Origin of the sequence: Streptococcus oralis (genome assembly GCF_006175905.1) — a bacterium.
In the GTDB taxonomy this organism is placed as follows: domain Bacteria; phylum Bacillota; class Bacilli; order Lactobacillales; family Streptococcaceae; genus Streptococcus; species Streptococcus oralis_BG.
In genome coordinates this window covers 1-20,000 of sequence record NZ_SSNB01000003.1, presented here as the reverse complement: position 1 = coordinate 20,000, position 20,000 = coordinate 1, and the positions used below count along the sequence as shown (strand labels likewise).

16 protein-coding genes and 1 pseudogene are annotated in these 20,000 nt (G+C 41.1%); 2 read left to right on the top strand and 15 right to left on the bottom strand.

Annotated features, from left to right (window positions below; genetic code table 11):
• Positions 1-8: 8 nt before the first annotated feature.
• The 4 genes from addA to E7Y33_RS05845 all read right to left on the bottom strand — a co-directional run bounded on the left by addA (position 9) and on the right by E7Y33_RS05845 (position 7,914).
• Positions 9-3,662, bottom strand: coding sequence for a helicase-exonuclease AddAB subunit AddA (gene addA / locus E7Y33_RS05860; protein ID WP_139689938.1), 3,654 nt, complete (start codon positions 3,660-3,662; stop codon positions 9-11).
• Positions 3,659-6,934 carry an ATP-dependent nuclease subunit B gene (gene rexB / locus E7Y33_RS05855; RefSeq protein ID WP_139689937.1) on the bottom strand — a complete coding sequence of 1,092 codons (3,276 nt, stop codon included), beginning with the start codon at positions 6,932-6,934 and terminating at the stop codon, positions 3,659-3,661. Before rexB ends, addA begins: the two co-directional genes overlap by 4 nt.
• A 106-nt stretch (positions 6,935-7,040) precedes the next feature.
• On the bottom strand, positions 7,041-7,460 hold the full coding sequence (locus E7Y33_RS05850) for an EVE domain-containing protein (RefSeq protein WP_139689936.1): 420 nt from the start codon (positions 7,458-7,460) through the stop codon (positions 7,041-7,043).
• Positions 7,453-7,914, bottom strand: a complete 462-nt coding sequence (locus E7Y33_RS05845) for a MarR family winged helix-turn-helix transcriptional regulator (RefSeq protein WP_139689935.1) — start codon at positions 7,912-7,914, stop codon at positions 7,453-7,455. Before E7Y33_RS05845 ends, E7Y33_RS05850 begins: the two co-directional genes overlap by 8 nt.
• Before the next feature lie 146 nt (positions 7,915-8,060).
• Here E7Y33_RS05845 and E7Y33_RS05840 point away from each other — a divergent pair, with 146 nt between their 5' ends.
• Positions 8,061-8,870: a Cof-type HAD-IIB family hydrolase gene (locus tag E7Y33_RS05840; protein ID WP_139689934.1), complete on the top strand. Its 810-nt coding sequence runs from the start codon at positions 8,061-8,063 to the stop codon at positions 8,868-8,870.
• A 45-nt stretch (positions 8,871-8,915) separates the two neighbouring features.
• On the opposite strand, the gene E7Y33_RS05835 is transcribed toward E7Y33_RS05840, so the two are convergent.
• From E7Y33_RS05835 to E7Y33_RS05785, 11 genes and pseudogenes are all read right to left on the bottom strand, one after another.
• Positions 8,916-9,653, bottom strand: a complete 738-nt coding sequence (locus tag E7Y33_RS05835) for a TraX family protein (RefSeq protein ID WP_139689933.1) — start codon at positions 9,651-9,653, stop codon at positions 8,916-8,918.
• A gap of 144 nt (positions 9,654-9,797) precedes the next feature.
• Complete coding sequence (aguB, locus tag E7Y33_RS05830) at positions 9,798-10,673, bottom strand: N-carbamoylputrescine amidase (RefSeq protein WP_139689932.1); 876 nt, start codon at positions 10,671-10,673, stop codon at positions 9,798-9,800.
• A 9-nt stretch (positions 10,674-10,682) separates the two neighbouring features.
• Positions 10,683-11,768, bottom strand: coding sequence for an agmatine deiminase (gene aguA / locus E7Y33_RS05825; RefSeq protein ID WP_139689931.1), 1,086 nt, complete (start codon positions 11,766-11,768; stop codon positions 10,683-10,685).
• Positions 11,765-12,892 (bottom strand): carboxynorspermidine decarboxylase, encoded by a 1,128-nt coding sequence (nspC, locus tag E7Y33_RS05820; RefSeq protein WP_139689930.1) that lies wholly within the window; start codon positions 12,890-12,892, stop codon positions 11,765-11,767. Before nspC ends, aguA begins: the two co-directional genes overlap by 4 nt.
• Positions 12,892-14,151, bottom strand: a complete 1,260-nt coding sequence (locus E7Y33_RS05815) for a saccharopine dehydrogenase family protein (protein ID WP_139689929.1) — start codon at positions 14,149-14,151, stop codon at positions 12,892-12,894. The genes nspC and E7Y33_RS05815 overlap by 1 nt, the downstream gene beginning before the upstream one ends.
• A complete protein-coding gene (gene speE / locus E7Y33_RS05810; RefSeq protein ID WP_139689928.1) occupies positions 14,148-15,008 on the bottom strand; it encodes a polyamine aminopropyltransferase in 861 nt (286 codons plus the stop codon). Before speE ends, E7Y33_RS05815 begins: the two co-directional genes overlap by 4 nt.
• Positions 15,009-16,469 carry an aminotransferase class I/II-fold pyridoxal phosphate-dependent enzyme gene (locus E7Y33_RS05805; protein WP_139689927.1) on the bottom strand — a complete coding sequence of 487 codons (1,461 nt, stop codon included), beginning with the start codon at positions 16,467-16,469 and terminating at the stop codon, positions 15,009-15,011. It lies immediately after the preceding gene.
• 699 nt (positions 16,470-17,168) lie between these two features.
• Complete coding sequence (locus E7Y33_RS05800; protein ID WP_139689926.1) at positions 17,169-17,723, bottom strand: hypothetical protein; 555 nt, start codon at positions 17,721-17,723, stop codon at positions 17,169-17,171.
• A 95-nt stretch (positions 17,724-17,818) separates the two neighbouring features.
• Positions 17,819-18,325, bottom strand: coding sequence for a YfbM family protein (locus E7Y33_RS05795; protein ID WP_139689925.1), 507 nt, complete (start codon positions 18,323-18,325; stop codon positions 17,819-17,821).
• Positions 18,326-18,393: 68 nt separating this feature from the next.
• Positions 18,394-18,576: a hypothetical protein gene (locus E7Y33_RS05790; RefSeq protein ID WP_139689924.1), complete on the bottom strand. Its 183-nt coding sequence runs from the start codon at positions 18,574-18,576 to the stop codon at positions 18,394-18,396.
• Positions 18,577-18,596: 20 nt separating this feature from the next.
• Positions 18,597-19,259 (bottom strand): annotated as a pseudogene (locus E7Y33_RS05785) (DUF4300 family protein); the annotation flags it as partial.
• A gap of 385 nt (positions 19,260-19,644) precedes the next feature.
• Here E7Y33_RS05785 and E7Y33_RS05780 point away from each other — a divergent pair.
• The coding region (locus E7Y33_RS05780; RefSeq protein ID WP_139689923.1) for a YobI family P-loop NTPase at positions 19,645-20,000 on the top strand (356 nt) is incomplete at its 3' end.

Below are 20,000 nucleotides of genomic sequence, written 5' to 3'. Positions count from 1 at the left end.
TTTCTAGGTTATACTTTTACAACTTGAACCTCGTCTTTACCGAGTAAAATCAAGTATTTTTCAATATTTTCAATCGAATAGGCTCGAGATAAGGCCTCACCATATAGGGCTAACTGGCCACGATAGCGGTCTATGAGTTGACTTGGTTGATCATAACGGTCAGTCTTATAGTCAAAGAGGACAATTCGGTCTTGAAAGAGTAAATACCCATCTAGAATTCCACGAACCACAAAGTTCTCTTGACTCTTTTGGTCTCGTTTGAGCATGGAGAAAGGTTGTTCGCGATAGAGATGGTTGGTATTAGCAAGAATTTCCTGACCAAGTGCTGTGTCAAAGAAAGCTAGGATTTTAGAAAGATTGATTTTATCTCTTACAGCTGGACTAGTCTGAACTTGTTTGAGAGTATCTTTCAGGCTAGCAAGTGTTGGTTGCTGACTAAGGTCAATTCTCTGCATGAGTTCGTGAGTGGCACTACCAATCTCAGCTCCAGTTACCTTTTCTTTAGTTGAAAAATCTGGTAAATCGAAGCTGATTTGCTTCTCTGTTGATTTGGTTTGGTTAGCAATTTGTACCCCTTCCATATCCATTACTGGTTCGTAGAATTTCTTGATTTGGCTAGGAGTTTGGACGCTAGGAAGTTCAATAGCCGCACGGTGAAGAGTATTATAGACTTCTACTTCTTTTAGCATTTCCAGAGCTTCTTTGATAGTTTCTGACTGGCGATTGTCTGCTTGAGAACTATCATGTAGAGGGCTCTTGTTTTCCAATTCTCCGATAGCTTCTCTGGTCAGCTGGTCTTCACCAACAAAACGATAGCTAAAGTTGAGATGGTCTTTGGCAAATACTTTAGTGATCGCCCAGATCCAATCTTGGAAATTCTTGGCTTGAAGTCTGGTATGTTTATCGAGTTTTCCGTTTTCAGATCTTGGATACTCCTTGGCTTCTAGCTTTTCACGAGAGCCCTTACCGACAAGATAGAGCTTTTTCTCAGCCCGTGTCATAGCAACATACAGTAGACGCATTTGCTCAGAATAGCTAGCCAATTGCAGTTCTTTCTCATTCTGCGTATAAGTTAGGCTAGGAATGGAGAGTTTGATGGTTTTAGGATAGTGTGCTTCCACTGCTCCTGTTTCTACCTTGGCAATGTATTTGACACCAAGTCCATTCTGACGACTGAGAATAACATCAGACATCGAGTCTTGCTTATTGAAGTCCTGATCCATGTTGAGGATGAAGACATAAGGGAACTCCAATCCTTTGCTTTTGTGAATGGTCATGAGTTCTACCGCATCCTTAGGCGGAGCTACTGCTACGCTTGCGAGGTCATGCTGGGCCTCCAAAACCTGATCAATCATTCGAATAAAACGAGACAAGCCCTTGAAATTACTCTTTTCAAACTGGTCTGCTCTCAAAGCTAAAGCATAGAGATTGGCCTGTCTGGCAGGACCGTTAGGCAAGGCCCCGACATAATCATAGTAAAAACGATCGTTGTATATCTTCCAAATCAAGTCATAAAGGGACTGGGTTTTGGCATACAAGCGCCAAGAATCCAAGATATCCATGAATTGATTTAGTTTTTCCTCTAAAGGTTTGTGAATTAACTCTTTCTGATCAGCTGTTTGTTTTTGAGCATGAAGCAGTTTCTCATAAAGATTCTCTTGTACTTTATCAGCTGCTTTTTGAAGGGACAAACGTGCCAGCTCGTCCTCATCGAAGCTAAACATTGGAGACTTCATAAGGGCAACCAAGGCATAGTCTTGCAGGGGATTGTGAATGACACGAAGAGTGTCGAGCATGACTTGCACTTCTAGGGATTGGAGGTAATTATTTTGTTCTCCGTCTGTTTTTACAGGAATTCCATACTCTGAAAGAGCGAGGAGTATCTGGTCATTACGACTGCGACTGGAAGTCAAAAGAGCAATTTCCTTAAAGGCTACACCATTTTCTTGATGGAGCTTTAGGATTTCCTTGATGACTAGGCGCATTTCACCTGTTAGTTTTGTTTCTACTTGGCTCTCTTCGTCCTCTTGCTCACTGTCGTCCTTGTCGTAGAGGAGAAATTCTGCCTTGTTCTCAGGATTGGGCGTCAGTTTGGTATTGGCAAAAACAAGCTGGTGCATGCTATCGTAGTTGATTTCACCAACTTCTTGGTCCATAAGGCGTTCAAAGACATGGTTGGTTGCTGACAGCACTTCTGAACTACTGCGGAAATTTTCTTTAAGAAGAATCAACTTGCCTTCTTGAGGATTTTGCGCATAGCGTTGGAATTTCTCATTGAAAATCTGTGGGTCTGCCTGACGGAATCGGTAGATGGACTGCTTGATATCCCCCACCATAAAGCGATTATGGCCATTCGACAGCAGTTCCAGCATTCGTTCTTGAATATGGTTGGTATCTTGATACTCATCGACCATGACTTCATGGAAACGTTCCTGATAAGCCTCACGAACTTGTGGGAAATTCTCTAAAATTTCAATGGTGTAATGACTGATATCAGCGAATTCAAAGGCGTTTTCTTGGCGTTTACGTTCGCGATAAGCCTCCACAAAATCACTCATAAAGGTTTGGAAGGTTTTAGCTAGCTCCCAAGTATCTTCATGATAACGTTCTTGATAGTCGAGAATGGTTATCTGGTCCGCCAGTTGTCCTAGTTTAGCAAACTGGGCCTTTCTCTCGTCATTATAGGCATCAGCCAATGGCTTCAAATCGGCCTTACGACTGGAGTTAGTCAGAGCCCGACCATTTTTCTCCTTAGAGATGGCAACAACACGCGCAAGCACTGCTTGATAAGCCTGACTATCGGACTCTTGATTTAAGGAGCCAATTTCATCCAAAACCTGTTGAACAGCTTCTAAATAGGCAGCTTTTGGAAACTCCTTGGCATCGTTATCCAGATGATAACGGAAGAAACTTTCCAAGTCCCAAAGCACCTGCTTAATTTGCTCGGTTTGTTTGTCTTTCTCTTTTGCAAAGTCAGCTTCTTCAAACCCTTTGAGAAAAGACTCGTTCAGCCATTTTTTGGGACTGCTGGTGGATTGTAAAAAGTCATAGATTTTGTAGACTTGTTGGCGCAGACCACGTTCATCCTTGCCACGCCCAGCAAAGTTCTTCACCAAACTACTAAATTTCTCTTTATTCTCACCTTGATAATGCTCTTCAAAAACTTGATGAAAAACTTCGTTCTTTAAGAGTAACTGTTCACTTTCATTTTGTAGAATACGGAAATTCGGTGCGATATCAATCAGATAACCATGCTTGCCAAGGAATTTTTGTGTGAAAGAGTCCATGGTTCCGATGGCAGCGTTTGGTAGATCTGCCAATTGACGTCCCAAGTGTTGTTTGAGATCGAGATCATCGGTTTCTTGGATTTGTTGGCTGATTTTTTTCTCCAAACGTTCCTTGAGTTCAGTAGCAGCCTTGACGGTAAAGGTCGAGATAAAGAGTTGGCTGATTTCCACACCTCGCGCCAATTGATCCAAAATGCGCTCGGCCATAACAAAGGTCTTCCCTGAACCAGCAGAGGCTGAAACAAGGATATTTTGCCCTGCGGTATAAATGGCTTCGATTTGCTCGGCAGTTTTCTTTTGTTCCTTGCTCGAACTCGCTTCTGCTTCTTGCAATTTTTTAATTTCTTCCTCAGTTAAAAAGGAAATAGGCTTCATCGATTCAACTCCTCTCTCATTTTTTCAAACCAAGCTTGCTTGAGTTTTTCTCCGACCAGTCGTTTGCCATCAGCTAGCTCTAACTTCTCTAGAAAACGAGCTTGACCTAGATGGTAGTTTGCTTCAAAGCCAGTAATAGCCTGATGTTGTTGAACGTATGGGGCAATACTTCTGCCATTCTCTGTGTATGGATTGATGGCGAACTGACCTTGTAAAATCTTCTCAGCTGCCTTCTTGTAAAGATGGGCATTGTAGTCCAATAAGAGCTGGAATTCCTCGTCTGTCAGCTGATTAGCCTTGTTTTTGTTGTAAAATTCGCCCAAGTGACTGCTTTCTTTCTCTAAAAAGAGTCCCTGGTATTTCATAGACTTGCTGGCTTCTGCTACTGCTCCTGCCAGACTTTTAAAAGCTAATAAAGATTGGACAGGCTCAGCCATTTCCAAGTACATGGCACCGAAAAAGTTCTGCTCCCCTTCTCTTTTTAGGGCAGCAAGATAGGTTGGCAGTTGGGAATTGAGCCCATTAAAGAAATGAGGAAACTGGAACTGAGTCAGACTAGACTTGTAGTCCACCACTCCTAGCGCTCCATCAGCTTTCAAACGGTCGATTCGGTCAACCTTGCCTCGCACATGGACACTGCGACCATTATCCAATTGAATAAATGCTTGATCTTTACCACCAAATGTTGCTTCCTCTTGGATGGTTTCAATGGCTGGATTATGGCGGAGAATGTGACCTGTTGTCCGAGCGACATCAAGCAGAACTTCCTTGGTAAACTGCGCTTCCAAACTTTCCTGATAAATAGCTTCAAATTCGCGTTCTTGGCTGGTTTCCTTGATAGCTTGCTCCAAACGCTGGTCAAACGGATTTTCAGCAGGTAGTTTCAAGGCACGTTCAAAAATACGGTGCAAGAAATTCCCATGACTGCGAGCATCTGGACGCAGGCGCAATTCTTCCTGCAAACCTAAGACATAACGGAGGAAATAACTGTATTCATTGCGGTAAAACTCCGTTAAACCAGAAGTAGACAGGTAAAACTCCTTGTCAGCTGGATAGAGAGCCTGCAAGGTCTCTTTCTCTAATGGCTTGCTGCTTGGGCTAGTTGGGAGTGCAGGATTTGTAAGACCTTTTTGATCAAGTTTTTTCCCCATCACACGCGCTAGAACCTTGACAAAGGTCACATCTTGCTCATTTTCACTAGAACCTGCCTGCTGATGATAGGCAACAAGGCTAGACAAAAGACTGTGATAAGAACCCATATCATCCTTAGACAGACCTTTGTGATGAATCTTCTTCTCTGTCCGATTAAATCCAAAACTCACCAGTTCTTGAAGATAGGCCGATTCCTTACTCTCATTTTCATTGAGGAGACTTGGAGCGGATAACACCAACTGCTTACGAGCAGCATTGGCTAAGGAAAGCATGGTATAGCGATTTTTCTTGAGGTTTTCACTACTTGCAATCAGTAATTGCGCTCCCTCCTCAGTTGCTTGATTTAGACTTTGTCTTTCTTCGTCTGTCAAAAGACTGGTGTTTTGCGCGATTTTTGGCAAATGATTCTGAGTCAGCCCGATGGCGTAGACAAAGTCAGCTGTCAGAGGGGCAATCAGATCGTAACTTTGCACCAGAACGGTGTCCACTGTCGCTGGAATGGTACGATACTGGGATAAGCTCATTCCAGAATGGAGCAAGGCTAGGAAATCCTCTAGACTAACCTGTGTACCAGCGAAAACGGTCGCAAATTGTTCTAAAACATGGCAGAAAGCCTTCCAAACTTCGGCTTGTCTTTCCTGTTCTAGAGTTTCCATAGTAGCTGTCAATCCTTGCATCTGCTTGCTTAAAGCAGCATTTTTTAGAAAAGTATTCCACTTTTGCAAGAGATTTTCAGTATTTTGCTTCCGACTGGCAAATAAGGTTTCAAGTGGCGCCAAAACTCGCAGACGAAGAGCATTTAAACGCTCTAAATCAAATTTTCCATGATGGGATTTGGTAAAGGTCTGCTGAAAAGCTGGCAATCCATTGATACCAAGATAGCGGAGATATTGTTCAAAAGCATCAATATCAGCCTGGCTAAGGTCGGTATACAGACCAGTTCTGAGGAGATTAATCAAATCCTCCTGACGAAAACGGTAGCGTTTCAAACGCAAAATAGATTCGGCATACTGGGTTAAGGGATGATGGGACATGGATTCACTTCTACCAAGATAGAAAGGAATCTGGTACTGGTCAAAAATGGTTTTCAGTGATAACTGGTAAGAAGCCACATCACCTAAGAGAATGCGAAAATTCTTGTAACTCAGTTCTGGATGGTCATGTAATTTCTGACGAATAGCGCGAGCCACCAGCTCCAACTCCTCTTTTTGCGTCAAACAAGACCAGATTTGCAGGTTTTCACTGTCCTTCTCATCTACATCTAAAGCAAGTTCTGAAAAATCATAAGAAGACTCCAGCAAACGAGATGCCTTGTCAAAACTATCTATTTTCTCATGAGTCTGAGAACGATCCTGAGCAGGTGTTTGGTATTTTGCCCCCAAATGATGAAGAAATTCCACACTGGCTTGGTAGAGATTCCCTTCTGTGAACGGACTGCTATAAGCCTTCTTGCTTGCATAAGCCCCAATAACAATCTCGGCACCTTTTCGATGGAGCAGATCCACTACACGCTCTTCCTCGGCAGAAAAACGGGTAAATCCGTCAATGACCAAGGCAATCTGACTGAAATCACTGCTTACCTTGTCATTCTCAATAGCCTCAATCAAATGGGACAGCTGACTTCCCTGAGCCAACTGATCTTGATTAAGATAGGCTGTTACTTTCTCAAAAATCAAGAGTAAATCTGCTCGTTTATCCTCATCCGTCAAACTTTCCAAGTCCAAAAAGCTCATTTGAGCAGTCGTCATCTCATGATAAAGTTCAACCAACTGCTGGATAAATTGAGGATCTTGTTTAATCGCACCATAAACACGCAAGTCCTTGGGATCGAGTTCCGCAAGGCACTTATAAAAAGCCATCCCAAGACCGATGTCATCTAGACTGTTCTTGACAGGCAAATCATTTAAAACCAGGTAACGAGCCATTTGAGCAAAACGCGTGACGGTAATCGCAAAAGAAGCCTGCTGGGACAAGCATTCCAGCACGGCGCGTTCCTTTTCAAAAGAAAGAGAGTTGGGGGCGATGTAGAAGACACGCTTGCCCACAGCAACTAACTCCTCTGCCTCTCTAGTCAGAATTTCTGTCAAAGAAGTCCGAATATCAGTATAAAGTAATTTCATCTCAGCCTCGTTTGCTTTATCAAAGTTTCTTACTCTATTATAGCAAAGTTCGCTTCACAGTCCAAATCCAAAATTCTAGTTGACAATCATTTAACTAGGAAATCAATCATACCTCATCATCCATTTTCATATGCTGAAAGATATAGAGGAAAAAGTCTTTGGAAACTTCAAAATGTCCATAACGAAGTCGAGAAGTATAATCTTTCCATTCAGGATGTTGTCTAGCTATTTCTATGGAGCAATCTTTGACTGGTTGATAATACTCGACATTTCGTCTAAAGGGAAAGAATCCTTCAAACTGCTCTACTTGATAGGCTTTGTCATCTATAATTTTACCTACGGCCACAAAAGCCTGTAACTTATCTTGACCGTTCATATCGTATTTTGGACTATAGTATAAAAGATAGTCACCTTTTTTCATACGGTTTAAAGGGCCACCCTTTCCATGACAGACCTGGCAAAAATTTCCTTCAACTCCTCTTAAAACATGGTTCTTTGAAACAACTCCAACCCAATATCTAGGCATTTTTATCCTCCAACTCTACTAACATGCGATTAAAAACTTCTCTATCGTTAGATAGTTTTTCAAAAAATTCTTCATCAACACCTTCTACTAAAGGTAAAGCTTGATTGACCTTCTCCGCGCCAGACTTCGTCACTGAGACCAGTTTTGCCCGACTATCCTTTGGATGTTGATCACGTTTAATGTAGTCTTTCTTCTCCAGTAGCCTAACAATCTGGGAAACCGTCATGACATCCATACCAGTGAACCGAGCAATATCAACTTGTGTTACATATTTCTCTCTATTAGTCAAAAACAAGAGCGAAGTTAAAACGATAAATTGGGGCAAAGTAAGACCAACTGATTTTAAAACTCTTTTTAGGTTGCTTTCCCATTTGTTGTAGACTTTGATGAAAAGAAGACCTGTAGACTCTGCTTCATCATTTTTGTAAATTGAATTAAACTGATACTTTGACATCTTTTCTCCTTAAATGTTAAGTATACATATTATATAGGATTTTATTTTCTTTTTCAAGAAAAGGAAGCTTGAATTTTACAATTCTGTCAGACATTTTATAGTCTATATGCTATAATAAAAGCAAAACACATAGAAAAGGAAGTCTTATGATTAAACTACTAGCCTTGGATATGGACGGAACCCTCCTCAATGAAGCCAAGGAAATCCCACAAGCCCATATTACTGCCATTCACCAAGCTATCGAAAAAGGCGTCAAATTGGTTCTCTGTACGGGGCGCCCGCTTTTTGGTGTTCTTCCTTATTACAAAAAACTGGGTCTTGACCTCCAGAATGAGTATGTCATTGTCAATAATGGTTGCTCAACCCACCAGACCAGTGATTGGAGTCTAGTTGACTGGCAAGAACTCAGTCCATCTGACATTGAATACCTCTATGACTTAGCAGAAAAAAGCGACGTCCAGTTGACTCTTTTTGATGAGAAACATTATTTTGTTCTCGGTGGCAAGCCTAATCAAATCGTTCAAAATGATGCCAAGCTAGTCTTTTCAGACCTGACTGAAATCTCCCTTGAGGAAGCCACTAGTGGCAAGTACCGAATGTTTCAAGGGATGTTTTTGGGCACCAAAGAGCAAACAGATGATTTTGAAGAGCGTTTTGCTGAGGAGCTTTGCCAACGATTCAGTGGAGTTCGTTCGCAACCTGTCATTTATGAAGCCATGCCACTTGGAACAACAAAGGCTACTGCTCTTTCTCGACTAGCAGAGATTTTGAAGATCGAGCCCTCAGAGATTATGGCCATGGGTGATGCCAATAACGATATCGAAATGCTCCAGTTTGCCGGGCTTGGTATTGCAATGGGAAATGCCAGCGACCATGTCAAATCCCTTGCCAATGATGTTACAGCCAGCAATGAAGAAGACGGCGTCGCGCGTGCGATTGAGAAATATATTTTATAAATAATAAAAGCAAATAGACAGTTAATACTGCTATTTGCTTTTTTGCTACTTAACCAAATAGGCAATCAAGGCTATAATCCATAGATGAGCTGGATAGAAAATATAAAAGAAATATTTACTCCAACTGGTTTCTTTTCCACGCTGTCCATTATACAAGGCCATAAAAGGAAATACGGTGATAAAGAGCCAGTCAGAATTGTAAAGCATCATTTCTAGTGTTTGATACCAAGTGTCGTAAATTTGGATGGAAGTCACTAACAAGAAGGCCCACAGAAAGGCATATAGGAGATTTCGCAAGCTCTTGCGATTTCGACAAGAGTAACTAATCAAGAGAAATGGTAGCATGGTGATGCCACCCTCAGTAAAAAGACAGCCAAATATCAGAATACCAGCAACCCCAATCCGACGCCACAACTTCTCCTTTTTATCCAACTCTTTTCTAGGAAAGCCTATCCAAAGCATGGTTACACCGATGGCCAAAGTCAAGAAAATATTGTTATGAACCATTACTCCTTTGGATGCAAATAGGGCATTGAGTAGGCTATTTCCAGCAAATATGATAAGCGCCCAAGACCAAAGTCGGATGAGATAGTTTTTCAAATTTCGAGTATGGATAAATCCTTCCATAGCCATATAGGCAAACCAAACTCCCACACAACGGGTCAAGGCGTGAAAGATACCTTCCCATAAGGGAGGTACTAGCCCAGTGATATGGGGGATATGGTCTAAAACCATTATAGCTGCCATCAGGTACTTCAACTGCGTTGCATTCCATTTTTTCATAATAAACCTCTTTCATTTTGATCTACATAGAGTATAGCATACATTTCCACGTATAATCGTACACCCATCTTACATTTAAAAAGCCTATCTTACATTTTTGTAAGACAGGCGTGAATATCAAAAAATGATTATAAAATTTATCTTCTAGTCCGTAATTCGTTGGTACATTTCTGGTCTTCTATCTCGAAACAAGCCCCAGTTTAGGCGTTCGCTTGCTCCCTTATCAAGGTCATAAGTTGCTAACAGAACAGCTTCTCCTTGTCTTTCGGCTTGCTCTAGAATAGCTCCCGTTTCGTCCGTCATAAAGGAGGAACCGTAGAAGTCAAGACTAGAACTCTGTCCGCCATTTTCCTCACTAGGAGTGACTTCTTCCAAGCCATAGCGATTGGCTGCAATAACTGGGACAATATTTGCTGCTGCGTGCCCTTGCATGGTACGTTGCCAGTAACCACAACTATCCGTATCTAAGATAGGCTCTGAACCAATAGCGGTTGGGTAAAAGAGCAATTCTGCCCCATTCAATGCAAGACAGCGCGCTGTTTCAGGGAACCATTGATCCCAACAGATGCCAATCCCAATCTTAGCGTAGCGAGTATCCCAGACCTTGAAACCGGTGTTGCCAGGCGTGAAGTAAAACTTTTCTTGATAATAATGGTCATCTGGTATGTGGGTCTTCCGATAAACGCCCAGAACTTCCCCATCCGCATCAATGACAGCGATAGAATTATACAAGACATTTCCATCTTTTTCATAGAAACTGATCGGTAAAACAACTTCTAGTTCCTTAGCAAGCTCCTTAAAATGCTGAATAGCAGTATTTTCTGTCACCGACTGGGCATACTGGTAGTAGTCATACTGGCGTTCCTGACAGAAATAGGGACGTTCAAACAGCTCTGGTAAGAGAATGATTTGTGCGCCTTGGTCTGAAGCTTGGCGAACTAAACGTTCCGCTGTTTGGATATTCGTTGCCACATCCTTAGCACATTGCATCTGGATCGCTGCAACTCTTACATTTCTCATCTTTTTCTCCTATTCTGGGATTTGTTGAGTGATACAGTGGATATTGCCACCACCTAAAAGAATATCTCTGGCTGGTATTCCGACAACTTTACGGTTTGGAAAACAATTGCTGAGAATATCTAGGGCAACTTGGTCGTTTTTATCTTGAAATTGGGGAACAAGGACAGCCTTGTTGGCAATATAGAAATTGACATAGGAAGCTGCAAGACGTTCACCTGCATAACGCTCTTCTTCCCCTTCTTCATAGATGTAGCCTGGCAAATCCTCTTCGGTTACAACTTGTCGAACTGCAGGGATAGGCAATTTATGAATGGTGAAGGGACGCCCTTTTGCATCCGTTTCCTTTTCTAAAAGAGCTAAATCAGCTGCAGACATGGCATACTGAGGATCGCTTTCGTCGTCCGTCCAAGCTAAAACAAGCTCTGCAGGACCAACGAAGGCTGCAACATTGTCAACATGTTCATTGGTTTCGTCCTGATAAATACCATAAGGAAGCCAAATGACTTTTTCTGCACCAAGGCTCTCTAATAAGGTATTCTCGATTTCCTCTTTAGTCAGGTAGGGATTGCGACCAGGACTAAGCAAGCAACTTTCAGTTACGAGAATCGTTCCTTGACCATCGCTATGTATCGCTCCACCTTCCAGTACAAAAGGTTTAGCCTCGTAAACAGGCATTTCCAAGGCCTGAGCAAAACGACTGGCTACTTGGTCATCATCTTCATAGTCTTGGTAGAGACCATCTACAGCTCCACCCCAAGCATTGAAAGACCAATCAACTGCCAGCTTTTCTCTTTTATCATTAACAAGAATGGTCGGACCTGTATCACGAGCCCAGGCATCATTGGTGGGAATGTCTAAATAAACGACCTTGTCTCCAAGATAAGATTGAGCTTCAGATAGATGGTCCCGGTCCACCAAAAGATAAACATTTTCCCCTTCTGATATGGTCTCGATGATCTGAGTAAATGCTCTTTTAGCAGCTTTTCCTTGAAAAGGCCATGATCCTGGTCGAGTTGGCCATATCATGAGAGTGCCATGATGGGGTTCGTACTCTGCTGGCATACGATAACCTAATTTCTTTGGACTGTCTATCATGATAATCTCCCCTTAAAGTCTTGATAGCCGAAGGCTTTGACTAAGTTGCAGTCTCCCTGCTCGTCCATAAGATAGAGACTTGGCAATCCAATACCATTAAAGGTATTATTTTTAACAAATGAGTAAATAGCCATGTCTTCAAAATAAAGTCTATCACCGATTTGGACTGGATTTTCAAAACTATAATCACCAATCACATCACCAGTCAGACAGGTATTGGAAGAAAGTCTATAGGTATGGGCTTTTTCCTGTGCCTCAAAGCCATTTCTCAAAGGTGGGCGATAGGGCATCTCAAGTACATCAGGCATATGGCAGGTCGCAGAGGCGTCTAAAACCAAGATTTCCATACCGTTTTCTACAATATCCAATACTTCAGTTGCTAGATAACCCGCATTGAGAGCAATGGCTTCACCTGGCTCGATATAGACGTCAAGATTATAAGTTTCTCGAATACGCTTGATTTCAGAAATCAGCAAATCCACATCGTAGTCTTCTCTTGTGATGTGGTGTCCGCCACCCATATTGAGCCATTTGACCTCATGTAAATAAGGACCAAACTGCGCTTCTACTGCTTTCAAAGTTGTCTCTAAATCATCTGAACCTTGCTCGCAAAGGGTATGAAAATGAAGTCCATCCACTAAATCCAACAAATCACTAGGAATTTTATCAAGTGTCACACCAAAACGAGAACCTGGTGCACAAGGGTCATAGAGCGCATGATCACCTTGGGTTGAACATTGAGGATTGATACGCAAACCGACACTGATACCAGCCTCTCGACAACGAGCCCCATGTTTACGCAACTGTCTCTCCGAGTTAAAAACGATATGATCCGTTATCTCAAGCAATTCCTCCAAGTCCGCATCCTTGAAGGCAGGCGCAAAGACATGGACTTCTCCCGGAAACTCTTCTCTAGCTAGCTTAGCTTCATAGAGGCCACTTGCAGTTGTACCCGATAGATACTGGCTAATCAAGGGATAGGTTTTATAGAGGGAATACGCCTTCTGGGCAAGCAAAACCTTGCAAGCAGTTTCTTCTTGTACATATTGTAAAACGCGGCAGTTTGCTTCTAACTTTGCCAAGTCAATGATGTAAGCTGGTGTTGGTACTTGTTCTAACTTCATTAGTCCACCATTTGTGGATTTTCAACCACAACCCAAGGCAAACCATACTCATTCAAAGCTTCCATAAATGGATCTGGATCCAACTCTTCAAGGTTGTAAACTCCAGGTTGTTTCCAAGTACCGTTCATAACTAATTTTGTCCCAATCATAGCTGGAACTCCAGTCGTGTAAGAAATAGCTTGGGAGCCAACCTCAGCGTAACATTCCTGATGGTCGCAAACATTGTAGATGTAGATGGTCTTTTCAACACCGTCTTTGACACCTGTAAAGATACAGCCGATATTGGTTTTTCCAACAGTGCGTGGGCCAAGGCTAGCAGGATCAGGTAGCAAGGCTTTTAAGAATTGAATCGGCACGATGTCTTGTCCATTAAAGTTAATGGCATCCGTACGAAGGAGACCAACGTTTTCCAAGCATTTCATATGCGTGAGATAAGATTGACCAAAAGTCATAAAGAAACGAATCCGTTTGACTCCTGGAATATTTTTTGCCAGTGATTCGATTTCTTCATGGTGAAGAAGATACATATCTTTTTGCCCAACTTGAGGGAAATCATACTCACGCTTGATAGACATAGCTTCGACTTCTACCCATTTTCCATCTTCCCAGTAAGAACCTGGTGCAGATACCTCGCGGAGGTTGATTTCTGGGTTAAAGTTGGTTGCAAATGGATATCCGTGGTCACCACCATTACAGTCTAAAATGTCGATATAGTGGATTTCATCAAAGTAGTGTTTGAGAGCATAGGCTGAAAAGACACTAGTCACACCTGGGTCAAAACCAGAACCAAGAAGAGCAGTCAAGCCAGCTTCTTTGAATTTCTCCTGATAAGCCCACTGCCATGAGTAGTCAAAGTAGGCTGTAAAACCAAGTTCCTTACAACGTTTCTCATAAATAGCACGCCACTCAGGATCTTCTGTATCCTCTGCCTCGTAGTTGGCAGTATCGATATAGTGGACACCTGTCGCTAAACAAGCATCCATAATGGTCAAGTCTTGGTATGGCAAAGCTACGTTCAAAACAGCTTCCGGTTTGTAGCTTTCAATCAAGGCAATCACTTCTTGAACCTTGTCAGCATCAAGAGCAGCTGTTTCAATCTTTGTACTTGTTTTCCCTTCTAATTTAGCCTTCAAGTCATCACATTTTGACTTGGTACGGCTAGCAATCATAATCTCTGTAAAGGTTTCGCTATCTTGACAAATCTTTGAAATAGCAACTTGGGCAACGCCCCCACATCCAATAACTAGTAAACGACTCATTTTTTTCCTTCCTCTTCTTCTAAAATGTCCTCAACATACTTGGGCAACATGAAGGCTCCCACGTGTAAGTTTGCAGTGTAGTATTCTGTGAAAAGCTGGCGTTTTTTCCAGCCTTCCTTGTCAAAATCTTTGACAGGGTGGTATTTTTTCGATGCAAATCCAAACAACCAATAGCCAGCTGGGCTAGTTGGAATATGGGCCTGATAAACCCGACTGATTGGAAATGCTTGATTGACCTTACGGTGCATGCTTCGGCAAGCTGACTCATCCTCGTCAAAGAAGGGACTCCCATGCTGATAAATCATGATGCCGTCTTCTTTCAACGCTCTGTAGCTGTTCCCGTAAAATTCCTTGGTAAAGAGCCCTTCCGTATGTCCAAATGGATCTGTCGCATCGTTGATGATAATATCGTAGTCATCTTCGCAATTTCGCAAAAAGCGTAGCCCATTTTGGTAGTAAATGGTAACACGAGGGTCATCTAGCCCCGCAGCAAAGTCTGGAAAATACTCACGACAGACCTCAACCAACATCTCATCCGGTTCCACAATATCGATTTGTTCCAATTCTGGATAGAGTGTTAAAACTTGGGCAACACCACCGTCACCACCCCCAATAACCAAGACTTTCTTGGGGTTGGGATGCACAGCCATGGGAACGTGAACAGTCATTTCGTTGTAGACAAAGTCATCCGCATCTGAAAACAAGACATGCCCATTTAAGACCAGTATTTTCCCAAAAGCTGGAGTATCCAAGACTTCGATATCCTGCCATTCACTTTTACCAGCGTAGAGTTGTTTGGCTGTTCTCAGGGACAATTTCACATCTGGAGTATGAACTTCAGAAAACCATAAATCCATCTAGTTCTCCTTTCTCTTGATGACGTTGATGTGATTGACCTCCGGATCTTCAGTCCCTTGGAGAGAGCAACCACGTTTCTTGGCAAATTGGATATAGTCTACAACTTCTCGTGTAATGCGTTCACCAGGAGCCAATATAGGAATCCCTGGAGGATAGCACATGACAAATTCTCCACAGACTTGCCCAACCGATTCGTCCAGGGTCAAACTTCTTCTCTCTGAATAGAAGGCTTCTTGTGGAGACAGCACTAACTCGGGCTGAATATATTCTCCAGCTATCAAGTCTTTTCCATCTCTCGAGTAAAGTCTTTTGATATCAGCCAAAGCACCGACCAAACGCTCGATGTCTTGGATACGATCACCGATTGAAATATAGGCCAAGATATTGCCAATATCCCCGAATTCAATCTGAATATCGTATTCGTCTCGTAGGAGGTCATAAACCTCGATACCTGTTAAGCCAATACCTTGAGTGTAAACTGACAGCTTGGTCACGTCAAAATCACAGACAGACACACCGTCTATTAACTCTTTTGAGTAGGCATAGTAGCCACCTATGGCATTTATTTCACGACGAGCGTACTCGGAGAGCTCAATGACTTTCTCAAATGACTCTTTCCCGCGAAGGGCAAGGTTGCGACGCGAAATATCCAGACTAGCCATCAACAAGTAAGAGGCAGATGTAGACTGGGTCAGGTTGATGATCTGACGAACGTACTCAGGATTCATCTGATTTCCAATAAGTAAAATGGAGCTTTGGGTCAAACTCCCACCAGACTTATGCATGGAGACCGCCGCCATATCAGCGCCAGCGTCCATAGCAGACAGTGGCAATTTATCTGTAAAATGCAGATGAGCTCCATGGGCTTCATCCACTAAAACAAGCATGCCAGCTTCATGAGCCATTTCCGTTAAACCCTTGAGGTCTGAACAAATTCCATAGTAAGTAGGATTGTTGATTAGGATAGCTTTAGCATCTGGATGTTCCTTAATGGCCTGTGCAACACGGTTATTTTCAAGACCTAAAGCAATGCCGATTTTAGGATCTACACTCATCTCGATATAGATGGGAATGGCACCACATAGAACCAACGCATTGATAGCAGATTTATGGACATTACGCGGCAAAATTATCTTATCTCCAGCCTTGCAGGTGGAAAGAATCATAGTCTGCACCGATGAAGTTGTTCCCCCAATCATGAGAAAGGCATGGCTAGCTCCAAAAGCTTCCGCAGCCAGCTCCTCTGCATCCCGAATAATCGAAATAGGGTGCCCCAGATTATCCAAGGGTTTCATCGAATTGACATCAATGCCAACACATTTTTCACCTAGCAGTTCGACAAGTTCTGGATTTCCTCGTCCGCGTTTGTGACCTGGTACATCAAAGGGAACAATCCGTTTCTTGCGTAACTTCACCAAGGCCTCATAAATTGGGGCTTGGTTTTGATCTAACTCTTTCAAGACATACTCCTTTACCGTATTTTTAGCTCCTCAAAATGATGAGGGCGACCAAAGGTTGACTTATGAAAAAAGAGCAGGTTTTCACCTGCTCTGCAATCTTCTGACGTGTTTATTTTGGTTTCTGTTGAGTATGTCTGTTCCCGATGTTTCCTAACTCTCTAGTAGCAAATATTACGTACTTTATTGATCGTTTCACAAGATGACGTGTGCTTTCACCACACTAAAATTTATGAATTAGGACAAGCGTCCTAACATCAACTTATAAAAGTAGGCTTTTAACCCTATCAATAATGTGGCTTTTCAACCACGCTTCGGCATTCAACCCTGCCTGTCCGTAGGCATTTTTTACTCGGGTTTATATTTGCTAGAAAACATCTTCTCATTTTCTAAGCCTTATAACTATATCATGTTTACAAGAGCTTGTAAAGGATTTTGTGAAAGTTTTTTTAATAATTTTATATTTTGTTCGTAAAATGGTATTTAAGGATAAAAAGAAATCGTTTTAAAATGTTATAGGTATAAGAAAAATGAACCACAACCATTACATTTAGTGGGGCAAGTTACCATAGGACAAATTTTCTCTTTGTCCTCCGAGCTCACTTCCTTTAGATTAGCGGTCTTGCTAAGCCGATTTTCATCTTAATAAGCTAAAATTCGCGATAAATAAGGTTTTGGGTTCCACTTCATAAAAATCTCAGTTTAGGAAGTAAGAATCAATTGCTCTAATTCTACTGCTGAAAGATGTCCTAGATTGTAAAGTTTTCTAAGTAAGTCCTCATCTACGGTAATTGAATAGTAATCCGTCACAAACTCATGAAATTTCTCAAAACTGTCAAAGAAATAGGATAACAACCATTCGCCACCATCCTGCTCTTGGTAGGTATTTTGATGCTCTTGACCGTCATACCAGATAAAGAAAGTTGTTTCATCTTTTTGCTCTTCTGAGTAAAGGTTTTGATACTTTTCATCCAGTCCTTTATAAAATCCGTCTATGATGTCTTGATTCCACTCATCCGCAGCAAATTGACTCAAACTGCTTTCATGATCAAAGCCCTTTATAAGGATCATTTTATCAGTGAACATCACATCTAGAGAATCACCGGAACCGTTGTCAATAAGGTAACGGATTCCATAGCTTTCCTCACTCTTAACTATCAATCGAAGCCAGTTCTTGTCTGGATCTGTTTGATACTCATCAATGACGAGCAAAGCATCTAAACGCGTCTTTACCTTGTCCCATTCAATTTTTTCCATCTCTTAAAACCTCCATGCTATAAAATTTATTAAGGTCACAAGTTCTATAATCAATTTCTAGGTATTTCAACAGACTAAATGGATAGTAAAATTACTTAGCAAATAGTCACTAAGACATTCCCCCTGAGAGTTAAGATTTTCTTATAAAAGTCCTTCATTTTTACAAAGCAGGTTCGAATGTCATCCTTGATTTCTTCCTCTTCATCAAGATAATCCCAAATATCGGGATACAAATCTGCCTTCTTGCATGCTTCCATGCTAAAGTCTGCCAGAGCCCTATCCATGTCAAAATTCTCTAAAGCTTGAACAATCTCAGCTATCTTTGAGTGTTCAGTATAGGATATATATTCTGAAACATTTTCTAAAGGGGTCACTCCCAAGACAGCTTCTCTCATGGGGTCGTCATCCATAAATTCTGAACTACTAAAACCTGTCATAACAAAGAGTAAGGCATCCCACATTTTGTCAATATCTATCAACGTATCATTTCCCTCAGGATAATCCTCTACCAAGTCAAGCAAATCCTCTTCCTGACAAGAATACCGCTTTATTTGGCTTAATTCATTGTCAGATAGATATTGATAATTAGCAATCATTCCCATAATGTTTCCTCCTATTAGTCCCCTTTCTTGAAAAAGGCAAGAAATCTACTGTTTTTGGACACTCCTCCTTATTTCTCCTTCTCATCTTCTGTCACTTCCCAGACTTCTGACTGATAGCCTTCACCATCTATATCATAGCGCTGCATATAGCCAATAAATCTTTCCTTTTTATTTGCATTACGAGGCTTGAGAATGTTTATAGCCCAGAATCCGATAAGAATGACAACTAAAAGCGCTATTACTGTTTCCATCCGATTCTACCTTACCTTTCTTAATAACCTTCAACCCACTTTTCATTATCCATGATAAAAGGCTTAGCTAATCCGTCACCAGTGTAATCCGCATACTTTGTAGCTAAATACTTGTAACAATCTTCCTTGCTCGCAAACTTAATAGCTTGATAAGGCTCTTCAAAAGTCAATTTCTCTACAAATAAGAACCCCCCCTCAGCTGGCACTAAAACACCTACGTGCCCGATAAAAAGAAACTCTCCATCCAAATTGTCATGCAACACAACAGACAACATTCGAGCTTTGTCATTGAATTGAAACTGGGAGAAGAATTTCTCCATCTTCTGCGCGTGAACTTTTACATCCGTCGTTGCTTCCGTCTCCACCCTAGAAAATAGAATATCAAATTCTTCCTTGTCTTTCGTATCAAATACTTTTCCCTTATCGATAGCATCGTTATCAACAAAAAGAAGCTGATCATTCTTTTCGAGTTTTGGGATTGTGACCGAATTTTTCAAGAGCGCATAGCTATTAATACGGCAGTTGGTCCCGACAAAGTCACCCTTTTTTTCATTCCATAGATTACTAATTTTCTCTACGTCGTACTCTGTCTTCGTAAAGGAGGTAAAATCACCACTTAAGCCAGTGGAGCCGACAGTCGCATTATAGTCTGTGACAAGATTGAAAAATGCATCAACACTATTTCCTTTTTTGAAGTTCTGTTATCTTCATTTTTAAAAATCCCTTTTTTATTATATCAAGAAATAATAGAAAATAGAAAAAATCAAGTTTGAATTGAAACTGCTTTAATTTTAACATTATTTCAGGACTATAAATTAATTTTATTAAACAAACACAATCCTCAACGAAACTAGTTCGACAATCTATTATCATCTTCATGTTTCAGGAACTTATGGATTTAATATCCACTTTTCATCCAATTATATACTTTTTACCATATAATTATAAGAGTAGAACTATTGATCATCTTTAATTTAAAATAATTCTTATAAATTTTATTTTAGCTGTCTTTAGCAACTTGTTGTATGATATAATTAACTATAAGAATATTAGTAAAGGAAAACATAAATGGAAAGTCATTTTTTCAAAAGATTAGTTTCTCTATTTCATAAAAATAAATCTTCTAACGAGAGTATTTTTCCCAATTCGAGTGTAGAACTTGAAAATCTAGCTCCAATAGATTACACTCAAATTGCTTCTGATGAATTTGAAACAAATTACTATAAAATTTATAAAGATGCATTAAATAATGTAACTCAAGATAAGCTTATAAAAAATGTTGGGGTAACTGGAGGATATGGAACTGGAAAAAGCTCAATAATTCATAGTTATTTTAATGAATTAAAGAATAAAACAAGTATTTATATTTCATTAGCACATTTTGATAGTTTAGCAGGAAATACTATTCCTACTCCCAAAGATGA